Source organism: Ensifer soli (assembly GCF_041928815.1).
Classification (GTDB): domain Bacteria; phylum Pseudomonadota; class Alphaproteobacteria; order Rhizobiales; family Rhizobiaceae; genus JBHFEI01.
Genome location: NZ_JBHFEI010000002.1, coordinates 354,051 through 379,860, shown reverse-complemented (window position 1 = coordinate 379,860; position 25,810 = coordinate 354,051). Strand labels below are relative to the sequence as shown.

Annotated in this window: 25 protein-coding genes; 17 read left to right on the top strand and 8 right to left on the bottom strand. The window is 67.9% G+C overall.

Annotation, left to right across the window (positions count from 1 at the left end):
* Window positions 1–99 precede the first annotated feature (99 nt).
* From ACEVQ6_RS04455 to ACEVQ6_RS04435, 5 genes are all read right to left on the bottom strand, one after another.
* Entirely contained in the window at window positions 100–1,131 is a 1,032-nt protein-coding gene (locus ACEVQ6_RS04455) for a peptidoglycan -binding protein (RefSeq protein WP_374887690.1), read from the bottom strand.
* Window positions 1,132–1,134: 3 nt separating this feature from the next.
* A complete protein-coding gene (locus tag ACEVQ6_RS04450) occupies window positions 1,135–2,241 on the bottom strand; it encodes a MotA/TolQ/ExbB proton channel family protein (protein ID WP_374887689.1) in 1,107 nt (368 codons plus the stop codon).
* A gap of 200 nt (window positions 2,242–2,441) precedes the next feature.
* Window positions 2,442–3,242, bottom strand: coding sequence for an inositol monophosphatase family protein (locus tag ACEVQ6_RS04445; RefSeq protein WP_374887688.1), 801 nt, complete (start codon window positions 3,240–3,242; stop codon window positions 2,442–2,444).
* A gap of 122 nt (window positions 3,243–3,364) precedes the next feature.
* The gene (locus ACEVQ6_RS04440) at window positions 3,365–4,585 is read right to left on the bottom strand and encodes a tetratricopeptide repeat protein (protein ID WP_374887687.1); all 1,221 of its coding nucleotides are present in this window, start codon (window positions 4,583–4,585) and stop codon (window positions 3,365–3,367) included.
* 6 nt (window positions 4,586–4,591) lie between these two features.
* Window positions 4,592–5,248: a thiamine phosphate synthase gene (locus ACEVQ6_RS04435; protein WP_374887686.1), complete on the bottom strand. Its 657-nt coding sequence runs from the start codon at window positions 5,246–5,248 to the stop codon at window positions 4,592–4,594.
* A gap of 98 nt (window positions 5,249–5,346) precedes the next feature.
* Between ACEVQ6_RS04435 and ACEVQ6_RS04430 the strand changes: the two genes are divergently transcribed.
* Window positions 5,347–6,120 carry a sulfite exporter TauE/SafE family protein gene (locus ACEVQ6_RS04430; RefSeq protein WP_374887685.1) on the top strand — a complete coding sequence of 258 codons (774 nt, stop codon included), beginning with the start codon at window positions 5,347–5,349 and terminating at the stop codon, window positions 6,118–6,120.
* Between the two features lie 94 nt (window positions 6,121–6,214).
* Window positions 6,215–6,475 carry an ArsR/SmtB family transcription factor gene (locus ACEVQ6_RS04425; RefSeq protein WP_374887684.1) on the top strand — a complete coding sequence of 87 codons (261 nt, stop codon included), beginning with the start codon at window positions 6,215–6,217 and terminating at the stop codon, window positions 6,473–6,475.
* 262 nt (window positions 6,476–6,737) lie between these two features.
* Here the strand turns inward: ACEVQ6_RS04425 and ACEVQ6_RS04420 are convergent, their stop codons facing one another.
* Window positions 6,738–6,911 carry a YdcH family protein gene (locus ACEVQ6_RS04420; RefSeq protein WP_374887683.1) on the bottom strand — a complete coding sequence of 58 codons (174 nt, stop codon included), beginning with the start codon at window positions 6,909–6,911 and terminating at the stop codon, window positions 6,738–6,740.
* Window positions 6,912–7,122: 211 nt separating this feature from the next.
* Between ACEVQ6_RS04420 and ACEVQ6_RS04415 the strand changes: the two genes are divergently transcribed.
* From ACEVQ6_RS04415 to ACEVQ6_RS04390, 6 genes are all read left to right on the top strand, one after another.
* Window positions 7,123–7,326 (top strand): YdcH family protein, encoded by a 204-nt coding sequence (locus ACEVQ6_RS04415; protein WP_374887682.1) that lies wholly within the window; start codon window positions 7,123–7,125, stop codon window positions 7,324–7,326.
* 60 nt (window positions 7,327–7,386) lie between these two features.
* Window positions 7,387–7,851 carry a 5-(carboxyamino)imidazole ribonucleotide mutase gene (gene purE, locus ACEVQ6_RS04410; RefSeq protein ID WP_374887806.1) on the top strand — a complete coding sequence of 155 codons (465 nt, stop codon included), beginning with the start codon at window positions 7,387–7,389 and terminating at the stop codon, window positions 7,849–7,851.
* Window positions 7,848–8,942, top strand: coding sequence for a 5-(carboxyamino)imidazole ribonucleotide synthase (locus ACEVQ6_RS04405; RefSeq protein WP_374887681.1), 1,095 nt, complete (start codon window positions 7,848–7,850; stop codon window positions 8,940–8,942). The genes purE and ACEVQ6_RS04405 overlap by 4 nt, the downstream gene beginning before the upstream one ends.
* A gap of 126 nt (window positions 8,943–9,068) precedes the next feature.
* Window positions 9,069–9,194: a type B 50S ribosomal protein L36 gene (gene ykgO, locus ACEVQ6_RS04400; RefSeq protein WP_018327898.1), complete on the top strand. Its 126-nt coding sequence runs from the start codon at window positions 9,069–9,071 to the stop codon at window positions 9,192–9,194.
* 70 nt (window positions 9,195–9,264) lie between these two features.
* On the top strand, window positions 9,265–9,867 hold the full coding sequence (locus tag ACEVQ6_RS04395; RefSeq protein ID WP_374887805.1) for a tetratricopeptide repeat protein: 603 nt from the start codon (window positions 9,265–9,267) through the stop codon (window positions 9,865–9,867).
* Between the two features lie 104 nt (window positions 9,868–9,971).
* A complete protein-coding gene (locus ACEVQ6_RS04390; RefSeq protein ID WP_374887680.1) occupies window positions 9,972–11,042 on the top strand; it encodes an alpha/beta fold hydrolase in 1,071 nt (356 codons plus the stop codon).
* Here ACEVQ6_RS04390 and pyk read toward each other — a convergent pair.
* Complete coding sequence (pyk, locus tag ACEVQ6_RS04385) at window positions 11,009–12,448, bottom strand: pyruvate kinase (protein ID WP_374887679.1); 1,440 nt, start codon at window positions 12,446–12,448, stop codon at window positions 11,009–11,011. The two genes, ACEVQ6_RS04390 and pyk, sit on opposite strands and share 34 nt — an antisense overlap.
* Entirely contained in the window at window positions 12,448–12,957 is a 510-nt protein-coding gene (locus tag ACEVQ6_RS04380; RefSeq protein ID WP_374887678.1) for a DUF1036 domain-containing protein, read from the bottom strand. Before ACEVQ6_RS04380 ends, pyk begins: the two co-directional genes overlap by 1 nt.
* Before the next feature lie 180 nt (window positions 12,958–13,137).
* On the opposite strand from ACEVQ6_RS04380, the gene ACEVQ6_RS04375 reads away from it, so the two are divergent.
* The 9 genes from ACEVQ6_RS04375 to ACEVQ6_RS04335 all read left to right on the top strand — a co-directional run bounded on the left by ACEVQ6_RS04375 (window position 13,138) and on the right by ACEVQ6_RS04335 (window position 25,789).
* Window positions 13,138–13,962 (top strand): N-formylglutamate amidohydrolase, encoded by an 825-nt coding sequence (locus ACEVQ6_RS04375; RefSeq protein WP_374887677.1) that lies wholly within the window; start codon window positions 13,138–13,140, stop codon window positions 13,960–13,962.
* Window positions 13,959–14,270: a DUF1244 domain-containing protein gene (locus ACEVQ6_RS04370; RefSeq protein ID WP_374887676.1), complete on the top strand. Its 312-nt coding sequence runs from the start codon at window positions 13,959–13,961 to the stop codon at window positions 14,268–14,270. Before ACEVQ6_RS04375 ends, ACEVQ6_RS04370 begins: the two co-directional genes overlap by 4 nt.
* 121 nt (window positions 14,271–14,391) lie before the next feature.
* Window positions 14,392–14,646 (top strand): DUF2312 domain-containing protein, encoded by a 255-nt coding sequence (locus ACEVQ6_RS04365; protein ID WP_374887675.1) that lies wholly within the window; start codon window positions 14,392–14,394, stop codon window positions 14,644–14,646.
* Between the two features lie 86 nt (window positions 14,647–14,732).
* On the top strand, window positions 14,733–15,545 hold the full coding sequence (locus ACEVQ6_RS04360) for an HpcH/HpaI aldolase family protein (RefSeq protein ID WP_374887674.1): 813 nt from the start codon (window positions 14,733–14,735) through the stop codon (window positions 15,543–15,545).
* Between the two features lie 139 nt (window positions 15,546–15,684).
* Window positions 15,685–16,809: a Gfo/Idh/MocA family protein gene (locus ACEVQ6_RS04355; RefSeq protein ID WP_374887673.1), complete on the top strand. Its 1,125-nt coding sequence runs from the start codon at window positions 15,685–15,687 to the stop codon at window positions 16,807–16,809.
* A 153-nt stretch (window positions 16,810–16,962) separates the two neighbouring features.
* The gene (ilvD, locus tag ACEVQ6_RS04350) at window positions 16,963–18,798 is read left to right on the top strand and encodes a dihydroxy-acid dehydratase (RefSeq protein WP_374887672.1); all 1,836 of its coding nucleotides are present in this window, start codon (window positions 16,963–16,965) and stop codon (window positions 18,796–18,798) included.
* 192 nt (window positions 18,799–18,990) lie between these two features.
* Window positions 18,991–22,320, top strand: coding sequence for a transglutaminase family protein (locus ACEVQ6_RS04345; protein ID WP_374887671.1), 3,330 nt, complete (start codon window positions 18,991–18,993; stop codon window positions 22,318–22,320).
* Window positions 22,321–22,498: 178 nt separating this feature from the next.
* A complete protein-coding gene (locus ACEVQ6_RS04340) occupies window positions 22,499–24,907 on the top strand; it encodes a circularly permuted type 2 ATP-grasp protein (RefSeq protein WP_374887670.1) in 2,409 nt (802 codons plus the stop codon).
* Between the two features lie 3 nt (window positions 24,908–24,910).
* A complete protein-coding gene (locus tag ACEVQ6_RS04335) occupies window positions 24,911–25,789 on the top strand; it encodes a transglutaminase family protein (protein WP_374887669.1) in 879 nt (292 codons plus the stop codon).
* The last annotated feature ends 21 nt before the right edge of the window (window positions 25,790–25,810 follow it).

The window sequence follows — 25,810 nt, the reverse complement described above, 5'->3', positions numbered from 1 at the left end:
TCGATGCACACTCTTTGCCCAGCCTCAGAAAACGATGCATTTTATAGCGCGATGAACGGCTTAATCGTCACACAGCCGGAGACACGGACCCGGCCGCCCTCACTTCTCCGTCAGCTTCAGCTCGATCCGGCGATTCTGAGAGCGTGCTTCCGGCGTGTCGCCTTCGGCGATCGGCTGGAACTGCCCGAACCCGGCGGCGACGAGGCGGTCTGCGGGAACACCGTTGGCGATCAGGAACTTGACGACCGACGTCGCACGCGCCGAAGACAACTCCCAATTGTCCGCATAACGCCCGCTGCCGGACAGGGGCACGTTGTCGGTGTGCCCGTCGACGCGCAGCACCCAGTTGATCTCAGCCGGAATTTCCTTGGCGAGGTCCAGGAGGGCGGCGGCGAGCTTGGCCATCTCGGCCCGGCCCGCCTCGTTGAGCTCGTTGCCGCCGGAGGGGAAGAGCACCTCCGATTGGAAGACGAAGCGGTCGCCGACGATCCGGATGTTTTCGCGGTCGGACAGGATTTCGCGCAGCCGGCCGAAGAAATCGGAGCGGTAGCGGTTGAGTTCCTGCACGCGCTGCGCCAGCGCGACGTTCAACCGGCGGCCGAGATCGGCAATCCGCGTCTGCGACGCGCTGTCCTTCGCCTCCGCCGCCTGCAGCGCGCCCTCGACGGCGGCGATCTGGCTGCGCAGGGCGGCGATCTGCTGGTTCAGGAGCTCGATCTGGCTTGCGGCGCGGGTGCTCGTCTGGCGCTCGGCGTCGAGCGCGCCTTCCAGCTCGCCGATGCGCTGCCCGGCGGCGGCGGAGACGCCCGACCCCTGGTCGAGCAGCTGCTGCAGGCGCGAGCGCTCGCTCTCGGAGGTGGCAAGCGAGGCCTGCAGATTGGCGAGCGTGTCCTCGGTGTCCTGGCGACCGCTCTTTTCCAGCGCCAGCAGTTGCGTCAGTTCGTTGATCTGGGTGTTCAGCCGGCTCAGAACCTCGTCGCGGCCGCTGATCTCGCGGCTCATCAGGAACTGCGCCAAGACGAAGACCGAGAGCAGGAACATGATGGCGAGCAGCAGGGTCGAAAGCGCGTCGACGAAGCCGGGCCAGTAATCGACCGTCCGGTGGTGACGGCCCCTGCGTGCCAGCGCCATCGCCTATTCCCCCGGGCTGTCGTCGGCGCGGGCGCGCTTCGCCGCGCCTTCAGCCTTGGCCGCCGGCGCGGCCTTCTCGGCATGGGAGACGCGGGTCGCCAGCTTGTCCAGCGTCCGGCGCATGGCACGGCCGTCCTCCTGCTGCGCCTCGATCCAGTCGCGCAGCATCTGCTGCTCGCCGCGCATGTTCTTCACGAGGCCCTGGATCCCCTCGGCGAGGCTCGCCATGGCCGCGGTGGTGCGCTGGCTGCTGCCGCCGTCCTGGTTGAAGCGGGCAAGCTGCTCGTTGAGGCTGCGCAACTCGCCGACGAGGTCGGCATCGGCGCCGTCATGGCCGCCATGGCCGAGGTCGGAGCCGACATCGGTGACCGAGGACAGCCAGTTCTCCAGTTCCGTGTAGAAGCGGTTCTGCGCGCGGCCCGCCTGCAGGTCGAGGAAGCCGAGCACCAGCGAGCCGGCAAGGCCGAAGAGCGAGGTCGAGAATGCCGTGCCCATGCCGGAAAGCGGCGCGGACAGCCCTGTCTTCAGCGCGCTCAGCACGTCCTCGGTGTTGCCCGAGCCCGCATCGAGCGACTGGATGACGGTGTTGATCGATCCGATCGTGCCGAGCAGACCCCAGAAGGTGCCGAGCAGGCCGAGAAAGACGAGGAGGCCGATCAGGTAGCGCGACGTGTCGCGCGACTCGTCGAGGCGCGTGGCGATCGAATCGAGGATCGAGCGCAGGGCCGCCGTCGAGATCGCCTTGGTCTGGCGCCGGCCGATCAGCGCCCGCATCGGCGCGAGCATCACCGGGTCGCGCCCGACCTTTTCCGCACTGCCGGCCGCGCGGAACGAGTTGAACCAGCGCACTTCGGGGCGAAGCGCCAGGACATGGTTGAAGACGAGCAGGATGCCGATCGACAGCACGCCGAGGATCAGCCCGTTCAGCCCGGGATTGCTGAAGAAGGCATCCCGCGCCTGCCGGAAGAGGATGGCGGCGACGAAACCGGCGATGATCAGGAAGATGATCATCGACCAGAAGAAGGGCATCGGGCTCGACAGCTTCTGCGGGTTGTAGCCCTCGTCCGCCGCCTGCGCGGCCTCCCATCCAGACAGTTTCACATTCGCCATAGGACCTCTTGCTCCCGGTTCCGAGGCCGGCTGGTGCCGGCCGCGGCCTGACCCGTTCCGGGGCGACGTTACAGCCATGTGGAGGAAGTTGGTAGTGGCGCGGCTGCCGCACAAGCCCGCAAACGCGCGTCAAACGCCGTTTTGAACAGGGAAACGCCGGCCCGCGGCGTCCGGAAATAGAGCGAAGCGCGCAGTCGACCTCAGCGCGCGGGCACGGGCCGGTGCAGCACCTCGTGCAGCGCCTTGGCGATCGCCTCGTTGCCGGCGATCACCGAGCCCTTTTCCATGGGCCTGGCGCCGCCGTCGATGTCGGTGGCAAAGCCGCCGGCCTCGCGGATCAGCAGCAGGCCGCCGGCGATGTCCCAGAGATTGAGGTTGCGCTCCCAGAAGCCGTCGAAGCGCCCGGCAGCGACGAAGGCGAGATCGAGCGAGGCCGATCCCATGCGTCGGATGCCGGCGACCTCGCCCATCACATGGCGCAGTTCGATCAGGTACTGGCCGTGATGGCCGTGGCCGAGATGCGGCGTTCCCGTGCCGATCACGGCGTCGGACAGCTGCTTGCGCGCGCCGACCCTCAGGCGCCGGTCGTTGAGGAAGGCGCCGCCGCCGCGCTCCGCGGTGTAAAGCTCGTCCGTCGCCGGATTGAGGATGGCGGCCGCGACGATCTCGCCGTTGCGCTCGAGCGCGATCGAGACGGCGAAATGCGGGATGCCGTGCAGGAAATTGGTGGTGCCGTCGAGCGGATCGACGATCCAGCGATGGGCGCCGTCCGTGCCGGCGATCGCCTCGCCTTCCTCACCGATGAAGCCGTAGGTCGGGCGCGCCTTCAGCAGTTCCTCGCGCAGGGTCCGCTCCGCCTTGCGGTCGGCCTGCGAGACGTAGTCGGCCGGTCCCTTCAGCGACACCTGCAGGTTCTGCACCTCGCCGAAGTCGCGGGCCAGCGCCTTGCCCGCCTTGAAGGCGGCCTGGACCATGACGTTGAGAAGTGCGGAGCGGGCCATGGCGGCTATCCTTCGAAGTGCAGTTCCGGCGGGAAATCGGCAGGGAAATGGCCCGCTGCCGAAGTCGGGCGGGCGCGAAACCGCGCCTCAAGACCACAAACGGGCCGGAAATTCAAGTGCCCTCACGGCAGGCCTGCGACGCGGCGCGCCGGATGGGCACCGCGCGCGTCCGCCGCGTGCGTCGCGGCCTGCTGCTGCTCGTCGTTGATCCCGAGGTAGAAATCCTCAAGCGCGACGTCGTTGAGCCCGGCGCGGCGCGACAGGAGATACCATGTCGCCGCCTCGACCGGATCGGGCCGCGTGCCGATGGCATTGACATAGAGATGGGCAAGGCGGTTCTGCGCGGCGACGTTGCCGCCCTCGGCCGCCTTCTTCATCCAGGCGAAGCCTTCCTCGAGATTGCGGGCGCCGCCGATCCCCTCGATCAACCAGATGCCGAGGTCGAGCTGGGCGGTGTCATAGCCGGCCCGCGCGGCGCGCGTCAGCCAGCTGCGCGCCTCGGCCCGCCGGTCCTCGTCGATGCCCTCGACGTTGAGGTAGATCTGCGACAGCGCGTATTGCGCGTCGGCGATCCCCTGTCCGGCCGCCTTCTCGTAATAGGGCAGCGCCGCCTTCAGCCCCTTCTCGCCCGGCATGTCGGCCACCAGCGTCTGGGCATAGTTGAACTGGGCGGAGGCATTGCCGAGATCGGCCGAGCGGCGCATGAAATCGAGCGACTTCACCTTGTCGCGCGCGACGTAGCGGCCTTCGATCAGCATCATCGCATATTTGAACATCGCCGCCGGATCGCCGTTGCCCGCGGCCTCGGCATACCAGAAGGCGGCTTCCTTCGGGTTGCGGGCCACGCCGAGGCCCGCCTCCATCAGCTCCGCGACCAGCGTCTGCGCGGCCGCGTCGCCCCCTTGCGCCCGGGGAAGGGCGAAATCCATCGCCGTCAGATAATAGCCGCGCTGGAAGGCGCCGTAAGCCTCGTCGACCGCGCCTTCGAACGGCCTTTCCTGCGGAAGCGCCGGCAGCGTCATGCCCATGCGCTCGTAGACGCCGGCCCCGCCGGTACCCTTGAGCACCTTGCCGGGGCGGGAATTGTCCATTGCCCCGTCCGTTCCCGGGCGTGCCTCCGGCCGCGCGCCCGTGTCGGGCAGCACGGCGCCGTTGAACGGGGTGATCCGGCCACGCTTCGGGTCGCCCTTCTGCGCCGTCCCCGTTTCAGCGGTCGTCGTCTCCGGCGTCGCAGCAACCTCCGCGGACACCGGACAGGCGACGCCCGCCGTCAGCGCAGCACAGGCGCAGGCGGCGACAAGGCGGCGGATCATCGACGGCATCGGTCGGAAGCGGGCGGACATGGACACCTATTCAGCGTCAAACCGTGGCGCTTTTTCGTCAAGCAGCGCATTTGCCTCCGCCACCTTCAGCGCCGCCTCTGCGGGATCGGCGAAGACGGCGAGCCGGAGCGCGACGAATTCGGCCCCGGTCGCCGCCACGGAGACCACCGACTGCACGTCGGTGCCACCCATGGCGATGCAGGGCAACTCGATCATCGAGGCCCACCATTCGGCCAGTTCCAGCATCTTCGGATGGGCCTCCGGCTTTACGTCGCCGTCGGTCCGCCCGAAGAAGACATAGTCCGGCCCGGCATCGCCGATCTCCAGCGCCTGGTGGCGGCTGGTAACGTTGCCGGCGCCGACGATCAGCCTCGGCGCGTGTTTTTCCACCGCCTCGCCGATCGCCTCCGCCGTTCCGGCGATATGCAGGCCGTCCGCCTTCGCCCGCCCGGCGATGCGGGTGTCGCCGTCGATCAGGGCGGCGGCGCCGGCCGCCTGGATGACGGGCACCAGGGCTTCCGCATGGCGCTGGAAGGCGTCGGCGGCCAGCCCGTATTGCGGCACGATCACCGAGGCGACGTCGCCGCCGCGCAGGGCGTCCGCGACGACGCCCGCCCGTTGCGCCGCATCCGCGATCTCCGGGGCCACCAGCACCAGCCGGCAGCGGTTCTCCGTCTGCGTCATCCGATCCTTTCCGATGCGGCGCGCCGCTGCGACACCGCCCCTCGATTTCCCATCGGAAAAGCGATAGACCGGGCCGACAAAAGGATCAACCGTTCCCCATGCTCCCCGACCCCGGCTTCTATCTCATCGCGGTCCCCGCCGTCATGCTCGTCGGGCTGAGCAAGGGCGGCATGGGCGAGGCCCTGTCGCTGATGGGCGTGCCGATCCTCTCGCTCGTCGTCTCGCCGGTCGAGGCGGCGGCACTGCTCCTGCCGATCCTCGTCGTGATGGACATCGTCTCGCTGACCATCTGGCGCCAGCACGGCGACGCCCGCACCCTGAAGATGCTCCTACCCGGGGCGATGCTCGGCATCGGCATCGGCTGGGCGACCGCCGCCTATGTGCCGCGCGACGCGCTGCGGCTGATCATCGGCCTGATCACCGTTCTCTTCGTGCTGCGCTATGCCGTGCTTCGCCTTCGCGCCCGGCGCGGGGCGGCCGCACCCGCACCGCGCGGGCAGAGGCCGGCGGCAGCCACGCTCTTCGGCGGCTTTGCCGGCTACAGCAGCTTCGTCGCCCATGCCGGCGGCCCACCCTTCCAGATCTACGCGCTGCCGCTGCAACTGCCGCCGCGGGAACTGACGGGCACGAGCGTCCGCTTCTTCGCCATCCTCAATGCGGTCAAGCTCGTCCCCTATTTCGCCCTTGGCCAACTCGACCTCGCCAATCTCGGCACCTCGCTGACCCTCGTTCCCGTCGCGATCCTGGCGACGATCGCCGGCGGCTTCGTCGTGCGCCGGATGCGTCCCGACATCTTCTATCCATTCATGTATGCGATGGCCTTCGCCGCCGGCGTGAAACTGCTCCTCGACGGCCTGGCGGCGCTTGCCTGAAACGGCCGCGACCCCTTGGGAAACCGGAGCTTCACGCTTTGCCGCACTGCACAATTTTCTTGCCGCGCCATGGAACTTGTCCTATTCTCGCGCCATGATCTCAGCCGACCCCTTCGATGCCATCGCGGACCCAAACCGGCGTCACCTCCTGGAGGAGTTGCGGCGGTCACCGCGCACGGTCAACGAACTCGCCGAAGGCCTGCCGATCAGCCGTCCCGCCGTGTCGCAGCATCTGAAGGCGCTGCTGGACAGCAACCTCGTCAGCGTCTCCGCCAGCGGCACGAAGCGCATCTATGCGATCAACCGCGCCGGCTTCGATCGCCTCAACATCTGGCTCGACCAGTTCTGGAGCTGAGCCGCGCGCAGGCGGCCTCCGCCGCATGAGATCCCGGTCCTGCCATGGCGAGCGTTGCCGCACACCGGAAGGTCGTGACGCGCGAGGATATCGGGAGATGCGGGGGGTCGTGAGATTGCCGGCGGCTGCAGGAATGGCAGGCGACGATGATCGATGAAAGATCCGTCGCCTGCCTTTCGTCCGGATCATCCCCGTCGGGATCGCGGGGAAGATCCGTCAGTGCGTCACTGGCCCGCCTCATGCGGGCGCCAAGGGATCACATTCAGTGAATGGAGGAACGGATCTTCTCGATCTCGTCCTTGATGCGCAGCTTCCGGCGCTTGATGTCGGCGATCTCCTGATCGGCGGCAGAGGGCTGTTTCAGCGCGTTGTGGAGGGCTTCCTCCAGGGCGCCGTGTCTTTTTTCAAGCGTGGCAAGATGAGCCTCAATATTCATGTGGCAGTCCCTTCCTTTTGCTTGCACCCGGCCGTCAAAGCCGGGTGTTCCCGTTTTTGACCGTCAAAGTGTGCCACGGTATTTTTCATTTGTCGAAGGCGAAATCGTGGCGAAGGATAACTTCCCGTTACCAGCCAATCTGTGATAGAGCGGCTCAAACATGGAACGCCGGCGGGGCGAAACCACTGCCGGACGCACGGGGAATTTCTGAATGCCGGACCAGGATCAAGCAGAGCTCAGACTCGTTCTCGCTCGGCTGAAGCAGGAGCACGAGGACTACGACGCGGCGATCAACGCGATGATCACCACCGGCTGCGACGCGCTCCGCATCCAGCGCATGAAGAAGAAGAAGCTCGCCATCAAGGACAAGATCACCAAGATCGACGACCAGATCACCCCCGACATCATCGCCTGACACCACAAACGGATCCAAGCCCACGTGAACGCCGAAATCTCCCCGCCCGTCGCCATCATCATGGGCAGCCAGTCGGACTGGGACACGATGAAGAATGCCGCCGACACGCTCGACGCGCTCGAGATCGCCTATGAGGCGCGCATCGTTTCGGCACACCGCACGCCCGACCGGCTGGTCGCCTTCGCCAAGGCCGCCCGCGGCGAGGGCTTCCGGGTGATCATCGCCGGAGCGGGCGGCGCCGCCCATCTTCCCGGCATGTGCGCCGCCATGACGCCGCTGCCGGTCTTCGGCGTGCCGGTGCAGTCGAAGGCGCTGTCGGGCCAGGACAGCCTGCTGTCGATCGTGCAGATGCCCGCCGGCATTCCCGTCGGCACGCTGGCGATCGGCCGGGCGGGCGCCGTCAACGCCGCGCTGCTCGCCGCCGCCGTGCTTGCCCTCACCGACCCCGACCTCGCCGACCGTCTCGACGACTGGCGCGAGCAGCAGACGCTCGCCGTCGCCGACTTTCCCGTGGACGAGGCATGAAGACGCTCGGCATCATCGGCGGTGGCCAGCTCGGGCGCATGCTGGCCATCGCCGCCGCCCGCCTCAACATCCGCACCGTGATCCTCGAGCCGCAGCCCGACTGTCCGGCGGCCCAGACCGCCGACCGGCAGATCGTCGCCGCCTATGACGACCCGGCCGCGCTCGACGCGCTGGCCGCCGCCAGCGACGTCGTCACCTACGAATTCGAGAATGTTCCTCTTGCCGCCGCCGAGCACCTGGCCGCGTCCCGCCCGGTCTACCCGCCGCCGCTGGCGCTCGACGTCGCGCAGGACCGGCTGAACGAGAAGATCTTCATCAACAGTTGCGGCATCGGCACCGCGGACTTCCGCACCGTCGACAGCGACGCCGATCTCGCCGCGGCCCTTGCCGCCTTCGGCGGCAGCGGCGTGCTGAAGACGCGGCGCCTCGGCTATGATGGCAAGGGCCAGCGCGTCTTTCGCGGTGGCGAGGAGGTCGAGGGCGCCCATGCCGCGCTCGGCGCCGTGCCGCTGATCCTCGAAAGCTTCGTCGCCTTCGAGCGCGAGATCTCGGTGATCGCCGCCCGCGGCCGCGACGGCACGGTCGCCTGTTTCGACCCGGCGGAAAACGTCCACCGGAACGGCATCCTGCACACGTCGACGCTTCCGGCCGGGGTCGGCGACGATACGGCCGCCGCCGCGCGCCGGGCCGCCGGCGCCATCCTCGAGGCGCTCGATTATGTCGGCGTCATCGGCGTCGAATTCTTCGTGCGCGCCGACGGCACGCTGCTCGTCAACGAGATCGCGCCGCGCGTCCACAATTCCGGGCACTGGACCGAGGCGGCCTGCGCCGTCTCCCAGTTCGAACAGCATGTCCGCGCCGTCATGGGCCTGCCGCTCGCCGACGGCGCGCGCCATTCCGATTGCGTCATGCAGAACCTGATCGGCAACGACATCGACGATCTTCACGCATGGCTGGCGACGCCCGCGACCCTCGTCCATCTCTACGGCAAGGCGGGGGCGCGGCCGGGCCGGAAAATGGGCCATGTCACCCGCCTGACAGGGCCGAAAAGCCCGGCCGCCGCCGGGGGAGAAACGGCGCCGCGCGGTTGACACGAGGGGGGCGAGCCTGTATTGCGCTCTCACCTTGAAAGCGCGCTCCGATACCAGCGGCGGCGCGCTTTTGATTGACATGAGACAGTGGGCGAACGGAACGTCCCGAAACTGCGGATCAATGCCATGAAGATCAAGAACTCGCTGAAGTCGCTGAAGGCTCGCCACCGCGAGAACCGCCTGGTTCGCCGCAAGGGCCGTATCTACATCATCAACAAGCTCAACCCGCGCTTCAAGGCGCGCCAGGGCTGAACGCTCTCGGGCAGGCACGCGGCCCGCTTGCGCGAAATTGTGAATTGACCGACATGGCGAGCGGGATATCCTGCCCGCCATGTCGTCGTTTTTGCGCCTGATTCTCTCGTTCGGCCTCCTCCTTCCGCTGTGCGCCCCCCTGCCCGCCGTAGCGCAGGAGCAGCCGAAGCAGACGGCCGCGCTGAAGAGCGAGCCCGAGCGGCTGAACGCGCTCTTTACAGAACTGAAGCGACAGGGCGACGAAACCAAGGCGCGGGCGATCTCTGATCAGATCCGGCGGGAATGGACCGATTCCGGCAGCGCCTCGGTCAATCTGCTGATGCAGTGGGCGGAGAAGGCGATTACCGACAAGAAGGAGTCGGTCGCGCTCGATCTCTACGACCAGGTCATCGTGCTCGACCCCGCCTATGTCGAAGGCTGGAACCGCCGCGCGACGCTGCACTACCAGATGGGCAATTATCGCAAGTCGATGTCCGACATCAACCGGGTGCTGACGCTGGAACCGCGCCATTTCGGCGCGCTCGCCGGCATGGCAGCGATCTTTTCCGCCTCCGGGCAGGACGAACTGGCGCTGAAGGCGTGGGAGCGGTTCCTCGACGTCTATCCCGCCGATCGCAAGGCGCAGGAACAGCTCGGCGCGCTCGAGGAAAAGCTCGCCGGCAACCGCATCTGAGCTGTCGCCCCGCGCGCCCGCGCCTTGAGATCGACGATGAAACCGGAACCGTCGCCGCGACGTATAGGGCGCAACATCACGGATCTGCGCGGCGGCGAAACGGCATGAAATTCCTGGCAATCGGCTTCTGTCTGCTGGCGCTCGTCATTGCCGGCGCCCTCCTCTATTCCGCCCTGAAGGCGCGCGAGATCGCCGCCCGCTTCCCGAACGAGGGTAGGCTGATCGACGTCGGCGGATACCGGCTGAACAGCGTTCTCGTGCCGGCCGGGCCCGATGCGGACCTGCCGCCGCTTGTCTTCATCCATGGCGCGAGCGGAAACCTGCGCGACCCGATGGGCGCCTTCAGGCCATCCCTCGAAGGCCGGGCCGCCCTGCTCTTCGTCGACCGCCCGGGACACGGCTATTCGGAACGCGGCGGTGCGGCGAACGCCTTGCCTGACGGCCAGTCCGACGCGATCGCAGCGCTTATGGAGCGTCGCGGCATCGGCGCCGCGATCGTCGTCGCCCATTCGTTCGGAGGCGCCGTGGCGGCGAGCCTCGCGGTGCGGCATCCGGACAAGGTCGCCGGCCTCGTCTTCCTCTCCCCCGCCACCCATCCCTGGCCGGGCGGGGTCGACTGGTATTATTCGCTCGCCCGCACGCCTGTCCTCGGCTGGATTTTCGCCCATGCGGTGGCGCTTCCGGTCGGCCTCGGCCGGATCGACAGCGGCACCCGCTTCGTCTTCGCACCGAACCGGCCGCCGGCCGACTACAGCGAACGGGCCGCGACCGCGCTGGTGCTGCGGCCGGACAATTTCCGCAACAATGCGATCGATGTCGCCAATCTCAAGGACTATGTCAGCCGCGTCGCGCCGCGCTATCGCGAGATCCGGGCGCCGACGGTGATCGTCACCGGCGACCGCGATGGCGTCGTGCTGCCCGGCATCCACTCGGCAGGCCTGAAACGGGATATCGAAGGTTCGGAACTGGTGACGATCCACAATCTCGGGCACAAGCCGGATTATATCGTCACGGATGTCGCGATCGCAGCGATCGAACGGGTCGCCGGCAAGACGGTCGACCTCGAGGCCGTGGCAAGGCGGGCCGAAGCCCGCATCGCTGGAGACGATGAGCCCGCTTCAGGCGGCGGGCCGCAGCCGGATCAGACGCCGCTCAGCCCGTCCGAACCGATATAGGCGATGCGCAGCATGTTGGTCGCGCCGGGCGTGCCGAGTGGCACGCCGGCGGAGATGATGATGCGGTCGCCGGGCTTGCCGAAGCCTTCCGCCGCGACGATGCGGCAGGCGCGGTTGACCATGTCGTCGAGATCGACCGCGTCGCCGGTGACGACGCAATGCAGGCCCCAGACGACGGAAAGCCGCCGCGCGGTCTGGATCACCGGCGACAGCGCCAGGACCGGCACCTGCGGCCGCTCGCGCGCGGTGCGCAGGCCCGTCGTGCCGGACGAGGTGTAACAGACGATGGCGGAGAGGCGCAGCGTCTCGGCGATCTGGTGGGCGGCAAGCGAGATCGCATCCGCCCCCGTCGCCTCGGGCGGCGTGCGCTGGGCGTAGATGATGCCCGGGTAATGCGGGTCGGTCTCGACCTTGCTGGCGATCGACGCCATGGTTGCGACCGCCTCGACGGGATACTGCCCCGAGGCCGATTCGGCCGAGAGCATCACCGCGTCGGCGCCCTCGAAGACGGCGGTGGCGACGTCGGAGACCTCGGCGCGGGTCGGCACCGGCGCCGAGATCATCGATTCCAGCATCTGGGTCGCGACGACCACCGGCTTGCCGGCGCGGCGGCAGGCGCGGATCAGCTGCTTCTGCAGGCCGGGAACGGATTCGAGCGGCATTTCGACGCCGAGATCGCCGCGCGCCACCATCAGCGCGTCGGACAACTCGATGATCTCGTCGATGCGCTCGATCGCCTGCGGCTTCTCGATCTTCGACATCAGCCCGACGCGGCCGCGCGCCACCTTGCGCACCTCGGAAAGGTCTTCCGGCCGCTGGATGAAGGAGAGCGCCACCCAGTCGACATCGTCCACCTCGAGCACGGCGTCGAGGTCGGCGCGGTCCTTCTCGGTGAGCGCGCCGACGCCGAGCAGCGTGTCGGGCAGGCTGACGCCCTTCTTGTCGGAAATCCTCGTGCCGCTGACGACGGTGCAGACGATCTTGGTGCCGTCGGAGCTTTCGGCGCGCAGATGCAGCTTGCCGTCGTCGATCAGCAGCCGGTGGCCGGCCTTGACCGCCTCGAGGATCTCGGGATGCGGCAGGTAGACGCGGCTGGCGTCGCCGAGCGCTTCGCTGTTGTCGAGCGTGAAGGTCTGGCCGGGAACGAGATCGGCCTTGCCGCCCTCGAACTTGCCGACGCGCAGCTTCGGCCCCTGCAGGTCGGCGAGGATGCCGATCGGGCGGCCCGACCGGGCCTCGACCGCGCGGATCCGCGTGACGAGCGTTCGCATCGTGTCGTGGCTGGCATGGCTCATATTGATGCGGAAGAGATCGGCTCCCGCCTCGTGCAGCTTGTAGATCATCTCCTCCTCGGAGGAGGCCGGGCCGAGCGTTGCGAGAATTTTGGCTTTTCTGTTCCGCTTCATCAGTTCTGGCTTTCTTGCGTGCCGGGCGTATCGGACAGCTGAACCATCCAGCTTCCCTGCCGCCCCGTGTCGTATTCCTTGAATCCCATCCGCTGGAAACCGCGGGCGAAGCAGTCCTGGACGCCGGTGATCTTGAACTCGTTCTCCGCCACGCACATGTTGACCTCGCCGGTCCAGCGCCCGCCGCGCGCCGCGTCCTCGGCGTAGAGATAGTAGTAGCGCGACTGCAGTTCGCCCTCGATCAGCGTGGCGCAGGTCGTCGCCGGCACCTGCCACCAGCCCTCGGTGATCCAGCCCTCCTTCGCCCGGTAGCCGATCGCCACGCCGACAAGGTTCTGCGTGCCATTGCAGACGCGGAAATCGGCGCGCGCCTCGGGTGCGGGGATGAGGGCGAAGAATGCGAGAGCGAAGACGCTGGCCGCCACCGGCCGTCCCGTGTTCCGGACGAGGGCCCGGGCTGCGGACGGGAGGAACGAGGGGGCCGGTCTGTCAGCGTTGCGATGTCTCATCGGGCCTGTTTTCGCTTGTCTAGGGCCTGTCTTGCGACGATGGCCGTTGAAAGTCAACGCGAGTCTAATCGATTATATCGCGCTGCACCGCGCCTGGACGCGCCTGCAACATCCCTGTCTTGCGATCGCCCCCACTTGATGCCATCAAAGTGTATCAAAGGAAATACGGACAAATTCGGGATGCATGAGGATCCACCGTTCGAGGTCATCGAGGGCGACGCCCGCAAGGGGCTCTTGCTCATCGCGGACCACGCGACGAATCGGCTGCCGCCACGCTATGGCACGCTGGGCTTGCCCGAAAGTGCCTTTCGCCGCCATATCGCCTACGACATCGGCATCGAGCCGCTGACCCGGGCGCTCGCCGCCGATCTCGGCGTGCCGGCGGTGATGAGCCGTTTCTCCCGCCTGCTGATCGATCCGAACCGGGGCGAGGACGACCCGACGCTGATCATGAAGCTCTCGGACGGCGCCATCGTTCCCGGCAACCATCCGATCGACGTGGCGGAGGAGAACGCACGGCTCGACCTCTTCCACCGCCCCTATCACCGCGCCGTCGCCGAGGCGATCGCGCGGGTGGCCGAGGCGAGCGGAGCGGCCCCTCTCCTCATTTCGCTGCATTCCTTCACCCCGGTCTGGCGCGACGTGCCGCGCCCGTGGCATGCGGGCGTGCTCTGGGACGGCGATCCGCGCGCGGCGCGCGCGCTGATCGACCGCTTGGAAGCGCCGGGCGACATCGCCGTCGGCGACAACGAGCCCTATGACGGGGCGCTGCGCGGCGATACGCTGTTCCGCCACGGCATGGCGGCCGGCATCGCCCATGCCCTGATCGAGGTGCGCCAGGACCTGATCGGCGATGCCGCCGGCGTCGCCAACTGGACGGTGCGGCTGGCACCGATCCTTGCCGAACTCAACGCGACGCCTTACCTGCACGAGGTCAGGCGCTTCCCCTCGCGCACCGGACCCTATGACGACGAGGCCGGAGGGGAAAGGGAGGACGGACGATGACCGAGCTCACGAAGGAACAACAGACGGAATTCGAGGCGGCGGCCTTCCGCCGGCTGCTCGCCCATCTCGACGCGCGTGGCGACGTGCAGAACATCGACCTGATGAATCTTGCCGGCTTCTGCCGCAACTGCCTCGCCAACTGGTACCGCGACGCCGCCGAGGCCTCGGGCGTGGCGCTTTCCAAGGACGAGGCGCGCGCGATCGTCTACGGCATGCCCTACGAGGCCTGGCGGGAGCGCCACCAGAAGGAGGCAGCGCCGGCGGCACTTGCCGCCTTCGAGGCGAACCGCCCCGACACCCATCGCTGAGCCGGCAGGCACCCGTTGAGAGATTCCGCGCTTGACGCGGCGGCGACTTCGCGGCACCTGACACGCCCGAACGGCCCGGTCGCCGACCGGGTTCCCGCAGCCGTCGGCAAGGAGTGGACGAATGGACGAAAGCAACAGTGTCGAGAACGTGGCCGCCGCCGAGCTGCGCCAGTTCATCGAGCGGATCGAACGGCTCGAGGAGGAAAAATCCTCGCTGAACGACGACATCAAGGATGTCTATGGCGAAGCCAAGGGGCGCGGCTACGACACCAAGGCGATGAAGACGATCATCCGCCTGCGCAAGAAGGATGCGAACGAGCGGCTGGAGGAGGAATCGATCCTGCAGACCTACATGGCCGCGCTCGGCATGGAATAAGGTGACGGGGAGCCGCGCGGGGGGCGGGGCCTGCGCGGCGTTTGGAGCGGAAACGCTCCGGATCGGCTTTCGGGAGGAAGGGCGTCATGCGGAAGAACAGGCTGAGGCAGATCTGGGCCGAAGGACGGCCCGCGCTCAACGGCTGGCTGTCGATCGGCAGCCCCTTCTGCGCCGAGATCATGGCGGCGCAGGACTATGACGCGCTGTGCATCGACATCCAGCACGGCGCCCTCGACTATGGCGACGCGCTCGCGATGCTGCAGGCGATGCGGGCATCGGATGCGGTGCCGCTGGTGCGCGTCCCCTGGCTCGATGCCGCATGGATCTCGAAGGTGCTCGACGCCGGCGCCTATGGCGTGATCTGCCCGATGATCAACACGCGCGCCGAGGCCGAGGCCTTCGTCCGCTTCATGCGCTATCCGCCGCTGGGCGAACGCAGCTATGGCCCGACGCGCGCCGCCTATGCCGCGGGCGCGAACTATGCGGCGGAAGCCAATGACGAGATCCTTGCGCTTGCGATGATCGAGACGGCGGAGGCGATGGAAAACCTCGAGGCGATCGCCGCGACGCCGGGGCTCGACGGCCTCTATGTCGGCCCCGCCGATCTCAGTCTGTCGCTGTCGCAGGGCGCGCTCACCCCCGGCTTCGACCGGGAGGAGCCGGAGATCGTCGCCGCGATCCGGCGGATCGCGGAGGCCTGCCGCCTGAACGGCATCAAGGCGGGCATCCATTGCGGCACGCCGGACTATGCGGCAAGGGCGATCGGCTGGGGCTTCGACCTCACCACCGTCTCCGGGGACGCGCGCCTGATCGCGGCCGCCGCCGCCGGTTCCGTGGCGCGCTGGCGCCGGCTGACGGAGCCGACGGCGGCAGAGGCCGGGGCTCCGGAGGGATACTGATGCAAGCCGTGGCTTCCTCCTCGCGGTCCGGAAGGGCATGGCAGGCACCGGGACGAAGGCACACGCTCCGCGTGTTCCCGTCGCCCCTACGCCGCGTACCGCATCTCGCCTGTCCCGCCCACCGCGAGGAGAGGCCCAGATGAGCGGTAAGCCCCCCTTGCGCATCGGTCTGATCGGCACCGGTTTCATGGGAAAGGCCCATGTCTTCGGTTTTGCCATGGCTGAAAAGGTCTTCGACCTGCCTTATGCGATCGTGCTCCGCACGGTCGCCGACGTCACGGAGGAGGCGGCCGCGCGCGCCGCCGCCGACCTCGGCTTCGCCCGATCCACCTCCGACTGGCGGACCCTCGTCGAAGACCCGGAGATCGACGTCGTCGACATCACCGCGCCGAATGCGCTGCACAGGGAGATGGCGCTTGCGGCGATCGCCGCCGGCAAGCACGTCTACTGCGAAAAGCCGCTCGCCCCGTCCGCCGCCGATGCGCGCGCCATGGCCGAGGCCGCCGCGGCAGCCGGCGTCGTCACCCAAGTCGGCTTCAACTATCTCTGCAATCCGATGCTCGCCCTTGCGCGCGACCTGATCGCGAGCGGCGAGCTCGGCGAGATCCGCGGCTATCGCGGGCTGCATGCCGAGGACTACATGGCGGATGCGGACGGCGTCTTCACCTTCCGCCACGACACGGCCGGCGGCGGCGCGCTCGCCGATATCGGCTCCCATGCGCTGGCGACGGCCGAATTCCTGCTCGGCCCGATCACGCAGGTGATGGGCGACTGCGTGACGATGATCGGCGAGCGGCCGGACGAACGGGGCGGCCGCCGGGCGGTCGAGGTCGACGATGTCGGCCGCGCCTTCCTGCGCTTCGCCAGCGGCGCGCAAGGATCGATCGAGGCCAACTGGATCGCGACCGGCCGCAAGATGCAGCATGATTTCGAGGTTTACGGCAGCAGAGGCACGCTGCATTTCAGCCAGGAGCGGTTCAACGAGCTGCACCTCTACACGACCGCCGATCCGCCCGGCCGCCGCGGTTTCCGCAGGATCGAGGCCGCGCCCGAACACCCGCCCTACGGGCGTTTCTGCGTCGCGCCCGGCCACCAGCTCGGCTTCAACGACCTGAAGGCGATCGAGGTCGCGGGATATCTCCGCGCGATCTCGGGCGAGACCGCCGAGCCCTTCGGCTTTACGGCCGGGCTTCGCATCCAGAACCTGGTGGAGACGATCCACCGGTCCTCCTCCGAAGGCCGATGGCTGGCGGTGCCGGCCTGAATGCCGGCTCCGAAGAAAGTGCCCCGCCCCACCTCAGAAAAGATGACGCGGCGGACGTTTTGCGCTAGGACGCTGCGATCGTCGCCGGCCGACCCTTCGTCGGCCCAGTCCCGACGCCGGCCCGCCGCCGCGTCGAAGCCGAGGGGGAGACCTATGCCAGCCTATCGTTCCCGCACCACCACCCACGGCCGCAACATGGCCGGCGCGCGCGGCCTCTGGCGCGCGACGGGCATGAAGGATTCCGATTTCGGCAAGCCGATCATCGCGGTGGTCAATTCCTTCACCCAGTTCGTGCCCGGCCACGTGCACCTGAAGGACCTCGGCCAGCTCGTCGCCCGCGAGATCGAATCCGCCGGCGGCGTCGCCAAGGAATTCAATACGATCGCGGTCGACGACGGCATCGCCATGGGCCATGACGGCATGCTCTACTCGCTGCCGTCGCGCGAGATCATCGCGGACTCGGTCGAATACATGGTCAATGCGCATTGCGCCGATGCCATGGTCTGCATCTCCAACTGCGACAAGATCACCCCCGGCATGCTGAACGCCGCCATGCGGCTGAACATCCCGGCCGTCTTCGTCTCCGGCGGGCCGATGGAGGCCGGCAAGGTCGTGCTGCATGGCAAGACCGTTGCGCTCGATCTCGTCGACGCGATGGTGGCGGCCGCGGACGAGAAGATCTCCGACGAGGACGTCAAGGTCATCGAGCGCTCGGCCTGTCCCACCTGCGGCTCGTGCTCCGGCATGTTCACCGCCAATTCGATGAACTGCCTGACCGAGGCGCTCGGCCTGTCGCTGCCCGGCAACGGCTCGACGCTTGCCACCCATGCCGACCGCAAGCGTCTCTTCGTCGAGGCCGGTCATCTGGTGGTCGATCTGGCGCGGCGCTACTACGAGCAGAACGACGAGAGCGTGCTGCCGCGCACCGTCGCCAACAAGCGCGCCTTCGAGAACGCCATGTCGCTCGACATCGCCATGGGCGGTTCGACCAATACCGTGCTGCACATCCTCGCCGCCGCCCACGAGGGCGGCATCGACTTCACCATGGAAGACATCGACCGCTTGTCGCGGAAGGTGCCGTGCCTGTCGAAAGTAGCGCCCGCCAAGCAGGACGTGCACATGGAAGACGTGCACCGCGCCGGCGGCATCATGCGCATCCTCGGCGAGCTCGAGCGCGGCGGCCTCATCCACCGCGACACGCCGACCGTGCATGCCGCAAGCCTCGGCGACGCGATCGACCGCTGGGACATCACCCGCACCAGCAGCGAGACGGTGCGCACCTTCTTCCGCGCCGCACCCGGCGGCGTGCCGACCCAGGTCGCCTTCAGCCAGTCCTCGCGCTGGGACGAGCTTGACGCCGACGGCGAAAAGGGCGTCATTCGCTCGGTCGAGCATCCCTTCTCGAAGGACGGCGGCCTTGCGGTGCTGAAGGGCAACATCGCGCTCGACGGCTGCATCGTGAAGACTGCCGGCGTCGACGAATCGATCCTGAAATTCTCCGGTCCGGCCGTCGTCTTCGAAAGCCAGGACGCGGCGGTCAAGGGCATCCTCGGCAACGAGGTCAAGGCCGGCGACGTCGTCGTCATCCGCTACGAGGGGCCGAAGGGCGGCCCCGGCATGCAGGAAATGCTCTATCCGACGAGCTACCTGAAGTCGAAGGGGCTCGGCAAGGCCTGCGCGCTGATCACCGACGGCCGCTTCTCCGGCGGCACCTCGGGCCTGTCGATCGGCCATGCCTCGCCGGAGGCGGCGCAAGGCGGCGCGATCGGCCTCGTGCGCGATGGCGACCTCATCGAGATCGACATCCCGAACCGGACGATCAACCTGGCGCTTTCCGACGCCGAACTCGCAGCGCGGCGCGCCGAACAGGACACGCTCGGCTGGAAGCCGGCCGCGCCCCGCAAGCGCAACGTCACGACGGCGCTGAAGGCCTATGCCGCCTTCGCGTCCAGCGCCGACAAGGGCGCGGTCCGCATCCTGCCGGAATGAGGACATCCCCGCTCGGGACAGAAGGCGCGGCGGCAACGTCCGCGCCTTTTTTATGGGCACGCGCGGGAGGATGCCCAAATCCGCGACAGCAATCGCGTCCCGCCGAACGAGCGGCCTTGCAATCTCCCTTCGCATTGCACAAAGTCAGGATCAACGATGGCCGAGACCATCAAAGGGGAATGACGAGGCAGCATGTCGATCAAGGCCAGCATCCATCACCTGACCCATTACATCTACGACCGGCCGGTCCGCCTCGGCCCGCAGATCATCCGGCTGAAGCCGGCGGCCCATTCCAAGACCAAGGTGATCAGCCACTCGCTGAAGGTTTCTCCGGAAGGCCACTTCGTCAACCTGCAGCAGGATCCCTACGGCAACTATCTCGCCCGATACGTCTTTCCCGATCCTGTCACCGAACTGAAGATCGAGGTCGATCTCGTCGCCGACATGACGGTCTACAATCCCTTCGACTTCTTCGTCGAGGAGAGCGCCGAGCACTGGCCGTTCGACTATCCCGAGGATATCCGCGAGGACCTGAAGATCTACCGGGAGCCGGAGCCGGCCGGCCCGGCGCTGTCCGCCTATCTCGAAACGATCGACCGCAGCCCTGAGCGCACCACCGATTTCGTCGTCGGCCTGAACACGAAGCTGCAGCAGGCGATCGGCTACGTCATCCGCATGGAGCCCGGCGTGCAGACGCCGGAGGAAACGCTCACCCTCGCGCTCGGCTCCTGCCGCGATTCGAGCTGGCTGCTGGTACAGATCCTGCGTCATCTCGGCTTCGCCGCCCGCTTCGTCTCCGGCTACCTGATCCAGCTCACCCCCGACCTCAAGGCGCTCGACGGGCCTTCCGGCACCGAGGTCGACTTCACCGACCTGCATGCCTGGTGCGAGGTCTACCTTCCCGGCGCCGGCTGGATCGGCCTCGACCCGACCTCCGGGCTCCTGACCGGCGAGAGCCATATTCCGCTCGCAGCCACGCCGCATTACCGCAATGCCGCGCCGATCTCCGGCGGCTTTTCCGGGGATCCGGAGACGAAGACCCGCTTCGACTTCGACATGACGGTGCGCCGCGTCGCCGAGCATCCGCGCATCACCAAGCCCTTTTCCGACGAGAGCTGGCAGGCGCTCGATGCGCTGGGCAACGCGGTCGACGGCGTGCTCGACGTAAACGACGTGCGCCTGACCATGGGCGGAGAGCCGACCTTCGTCTCTATCGACGATTTCCAGTCGGGCGAATGGAACACCGACGCCGTCGGCCCGACCAAGCGCCAGCTTGCCGACACGCTGATCCGCAAGCTGCGCGACCGTTTCGCACCCGGCGGCTTCCTGCATTACGGCCAGGGCAAATGGTATCCCGGCGAAAGCCTGCCGCGCTGGACATTCTCGCTCTACTGGCGCCGCGACCTGCAGCCGATCTGGGTGGACGAGGCGCTGGTGGCGAAGGAGGGGTCGGATGCCGGGGTGACCTCGGCGGATGCTGAGAACCTGCTTGCCGGCATCGCCGCCGAACTGGCGATCCCGGCAGACATGGTGGTCCCGGCCTATGAGGATCCTGCCGAATGGATCATCAAGGAGGCAAACCTTCCCGACAATGTCGATCCGTCGAATTCGAAGCTCAAGGATCCCGAGGAGCGCAACCGCATCGCCCGCGTCTTCGAGCGCGGCCTGACGGAGCCGACCGGCTTCATCCTGCCGATCCAGGCCTGGAACGCGCGGGCGGGCGGCCGGCGCTGGATCAGCGAGAAGTGGCGCACCCGGCGCGGCAGGATCTTCCTCGTGCCCGGCGACAGCCCCGTCGGCTACCGCCTGCCGCTCGGCACGCTGAGCTACCTGTCCCCGACCGCCTTTCCCTATGTCAACCCCGCCGACCCGACCGAGGAGCGCCCGCCGCTGCCGGACTATACCGACCCCGGCAGGCCGCTGGCGGAGGCCTCGTTCCAGGCGAGCGATCCGGCCCAGACCGGGCGCGTCGAGCAGGTGATCAGCGAGATCGAGGGGTTCGTGCGCACCGCCATGAGCGTCGAGGCGCGCGACGGCCGGCTCTGCGTCTTCATGCCGCCCGTCGCCCGGATCGAGGACTATCTGGAGATCATCACGGCGGCGGAACGGGCCGCCGCCGCCCTCAACCTGCCCGTCCATATCGAGGGCTATGCCCCGCCGCAGGACGAGCGGATCAACGTCATCCGCGTCGCCCCAGATCCGGGCGTGATCGAGGTCAACATCCATCCGGCGCACAGCTGGAAGGACTGCGTCGACATCACCACGGCGGTCTATGAGGAAGCGCGCAACAGCCGGCTCGGCGCCGACAAGTTCATGATCGACGGCCGCCACACCGGCACCGGCGGCGGCAACCATGTCGTCGTCGGCGGCAAGAACCCGAACGACAGCCCGTTCCTGCGCCGCCCGGACCTCTTGAAGAGCCTCGTCCTGCACTGGCAGCGCCATCCCTCCCTCTCCTATCTGTTCTCGGGCCTGTTCATCGGCCCGACCAGCCAGGCGCCGCGCCTCGACGAGGCGCGCCACGATTCGCTCTACGAACTGGAGATCGCGCTGGCGCAGGTGCCGATGCCGGCCTCGGGCCAGCATCCGCCGCTGCCCTGGCTGGTCGACCGGCTGTTCCGCAACCTGCTCGTCGACGTCACCGGCAACACCCATCGCTCGGAAATCTGCATCGACAAGCTGTTCTCGCCGGACGGGCCGACCGGCCGCCTCGGCCTCGTCGAGTTCCGCGGCTTTGAGATGCCGCCGAATGCGCGCATGTCGCTCGCCCAGCAATTGCTGGTCCGGGCGCTGATCGCCCGCTTCTGGCTGCATCCGGCGGACGGGAAGTTCGTGCGCTGGGGCACGTCGCTGCACGACCGCTTCATGCTGCCGGAATTCGTCTGGCAGGATTTCCTCGAGGTGCTCGCCGACCTCAGGAGCCACGGCTTCGATTTCCGCGAGGAGTGGTTCGAAGCCCAGCTCGAGTTCCGTTTCCCCTTCTGCGGCGAGGTCGCATACGAGGGAACGAAGCTGGAGGTCCGCCAGGCGCTCGAACCCTGGCACGTCATGGGCGAGCAGGGCGCGATCGGCGGCACGGTGCGCTATGTCGACAGTTCCGTCGAGCGGCTTCAGGTGAAGCTCGAGACGCCGAACCCGGCGCGCTACACGGTCGCCTGCAATGGCCGGCCCCTGCCGCTGCAGAAGGCCGGGGCGAACAACGCGTCCGTGGCCGGCGTCCGCTTCAAGGCTTGGCAGCCGGCCTCGGGCCTGCATCCGGTCCTTCCGGTCAACACGCCGCTGACATTCGACATCTACGACAGCTGGACACGCCGGTCGATCGGCGGCTGCGTCTACCACGTCGCCCATCCGGGCGGGCGCAACTACGACACGTTCCCGGTCAACGGCAACGAGGCAGAGGCGCGGCGCCTTGCCCGTTTCGAGCCCTGGGGCCACACGCCGGGCGCCTATGCGCTCTGGCCGGAAACGCCGAATGCGGACTTCCCGCACACGCTCGACCTGCGCCGTCCGGCCGGGCTTTGAGGGGGGCTGCCGGCGGCGGCGCTTCTCGGGTGGCGTCCCGGCCGCGACTTCGGGTATACCGGTGGCGCGCGGCACGGCCATCGCAGCGGACGGGGCCGAGCGCGAGCGGCCGGGGCGGCGTGAACGAACGGTCTTACGGGGGACAGGGCGCCGTCGGCGCGCAGGAACGGGCGGGTGGATGTCGAAGACGCAGACGACCAAGACGCGCGGCAAGGCAGCGGAGGCCGATCCCTTGATGGGCTACCGTACGCTTTCCGGCGTCGCCGACGAGATGGTGGATCCGGGCGGCGCGGTGCGCCCGGTCTGGCGCAATTTCCTCGCGGCGATCGGCCGGATGGACGAGACGGAGCTTGCCAACCGCTTCGCCCGCGCCGACCGCTACCTGCGCGATGCAGGTGTCTTCTACCGCGCCTACGGCACCAAGGGAAATTCCGAACGGAGCTGGCCGCTCTCCCACATCCCGGTCCTCGTCGACGATCACGAGTGGCAGGCGCTCTCCGCCGGGCTCGTTCAGCGCGCCGAGCTTCTGGAGCGCATCGCCGCCGATCTCTATGGCCCGCGCCGGCTGGTCGAGGACGGTTTCCTGCCGCCGACGCTGATCGCTTCCAACACGCAATATCTGCGCCCGCTCGTCGGCGTCGCGCCCGCCGACGGCCATTTCCTGCATTTCTGTTCCTTCGAGATCGGCCGCGGGCCGGACGGAAGCTGGTGGGTGCTGTCCGACCGCACCGAGGCGCCCTCCGGCGCCGGCTTCGCGCTGGAGAACCGGGTCGCCACCACCCGCGCCTTCTCCGACATCTATGCCGAAAGCCATGTGCATAGGCTCGCCGGCTTCTTCGGCGCCTTCCGCGACCAGTTGCAGTCGATCAAGCGCCATGCCGAGGACAGGATCGCGGTTCTCTCCCCCGGCGTCGCCAACGAGACCTATTTCGAGCATGCCTATATCGCCCGCTATCTCGGCTTCATGCTGCTCGAGGGCGAGGACCTGACCGTGGTCGACGGCCGCGTCATGGTGCGCACCGTCGCCGGGCTGAAACCGGTCGGCGTGCTCTGGCGCCGCCTCGACGCCAATTTCGCCGATCCGCTGGAGCTCGACCAGGGCTCCCATATCGGCACGCCCGGCCTCGTCGAATCCTTGCGCGCCGGCACGGTCTCGATCGTCAACGCGCTCGGCTCGGGCATCCTCGAGACCCGCGCCTTCCTCGCCTTCATGCCGCGCATCTGCCGCCATCTTCTCGGCGAGGACCTGGCGCTGCCGAGCATCGCCACCTGGTGGTGCGGGCAGAAGGCCGAGCGCGACCACGTCGCCGCCAGCATCGCGAAGATGGTGATCGGGCCCGCCTATTCCACCCGGCCCTTCTTCGACGACAACGGCCAGTCGGTGCTCGGCTCCTCCCTGCGCGACAATGCCAAGCTGTCGATCTCCGAATGGCTGAAGAGCGACGGGGTGAAACTCGTCGGCCAGGAAGTGGTGAAGCTCTCGACCACGCCCGCCTGGGTCAACGGCCGGCTGACGCCGAGGCCAATGAGCCTTCGCGTCTTCGTCGCCCGCACGCGCGACGGCTGGCAGGTGATGCCCGGCGGCTTTGCCCGTATCGGCAGCGGCCCGGACGCGGCCGCAATCGCCATGCAGCAGGGCGGGTCGGCCGCCGACGTCTGGATCGTCAGCGACCGGCCGGTGGAGCGCATCACGCTGCTGCCGGCCGAGGAGAGCTTCACCCGCAACATGCCGGGCAGCCTGCCGAGCCGGGCGGCGGACAACCTGTTCTGGCTCGGCCGCTACATCGAGCGGGCCGAAGGGGCGCTCCGGATCCTGCGCGCCTGGCACGGCCGTTTCGCCGAGGCCGCCGATCCCGAACGGCCGCTGCTGAAGGACGTGACCGCCTATCTCGCCGCGCTCGACATCGACACCGCCAAGCCCGTTCCCGACAGCCTGATCCGCAACATCGGCAGCGCGCTCTACAGCGCCAGCAACATCCGCGACCGTTTCTCGCCGGACGGCTGGCTGGCGCTGAACGACCTCGCCAAGACCGCGCGGCGCTTCACCGCCACCGTCCAAGCCGGCGACGACGCCACCCATGCGATGACCATCCTCCTGCGCAAGCTCGCCGGCTTCGCCGGTCTCGTGCACGAGAACATGTACCGCTTCACCGGCTGGCGCTTCCTCTCGATCGGCCGCTATCTCGAACGCGGCCTGCACATGACGCGCCTGCTCGGCCACATGACGGGTCCGGACGCGCCGGACGGCGCCTACGACATGCTGCTCGAGATCGGCGACAGCGTCATGACCCACCGCCGCCGCTACAACGTCAACACCGCCTCGCTGACCGTCACCGACCTCTTGGCGCTCGACCCGCTCAACCCGCGCTCGGTGCTCTACCAGCTGAACGAGATCAAGACCGAGGTCGAGCTTCTGCCGAACGCCTTCATCAACGGCCAGATGTCGCCCTTCTATCGCGAGGCGATGCGCCTGCATGCCGGGCTCGCGGTGATGACGCCGGAGGCGATGACGCCCGAGGTCTACAAGCGCTTCGAGAGCGACCTCGAACGGCTCTCCGACATCCTCGCGCAAACCTATCTCGGCTGACCCATGCTCTACGACCTCTCGCTCCGGATGCACTACGCCTACGAGGTTCCGGTCTCCGGCGGGCGGCATGTCGTCAGGCTGCTGCCGCTCTCGATCCCCGGCCGCCAGCGGCTGATCGCCGGCACGATCGGCGCGACGCCTTCGCCGGAGGAGCGCAGCGACAGCGTCGACTTCTTCGACAATGCCGCGACCTCGATGGTGTTCCGCAAGGCGCACGAGACGCTGACGATCCGCATGCAGGCGCGCGTGCAGGTCGAGACGCTGGCCCCGGAGGCGGATCTCTCCCCGACGATCGAGCGGCTTGCCGACGAACTGGCGGCGATCTGGTCGATCGACGCGGCGGCACCCCACCATTTCGCCGGGCGGAGCCCGCGGCTCGGCGACGACCCGGACATCGCCGCCTATGCGCGAAAGCACGTGAAAAGCGGAATGACCGTACGCCAGATCGCGGCCGACATCAGCAAGGCGATCCACACGGATTTCACGTATGATCCGGAGGCGACGTCCGTCGACACGACGCCGCGCGAGGCTTTCACGCTGAAGGCCGGCGTCTGTCAGGATTTCTCCCACGTGATGATCGTGGCGCTGCGCAGCCTCGGCATTCCCGCCGGCTATGTCAGCGGCTTCCTGCGCACCATCCCGCCGCCGGGCAAGGAGCGGCTGGAGGGCGCCGACGCCATGCATGCCTGGGTCCGCTTCTGGGCCGGCGCCACGCTCGGCTGGATGGAGATCGACCCGACCAACGACATGTTCGTCAATTCCGACCACATCGTCGTCGGCTACGGCCGCGACTACAGCGACGTCGCCCCGGTGATCGGTGTGCTGAAAAGCTACGGAAACCAGGAGATCGACCAGGCGGTCGACGTCATTCCGGTCAAGTGAGGAAGACCACGAACGGCGGGT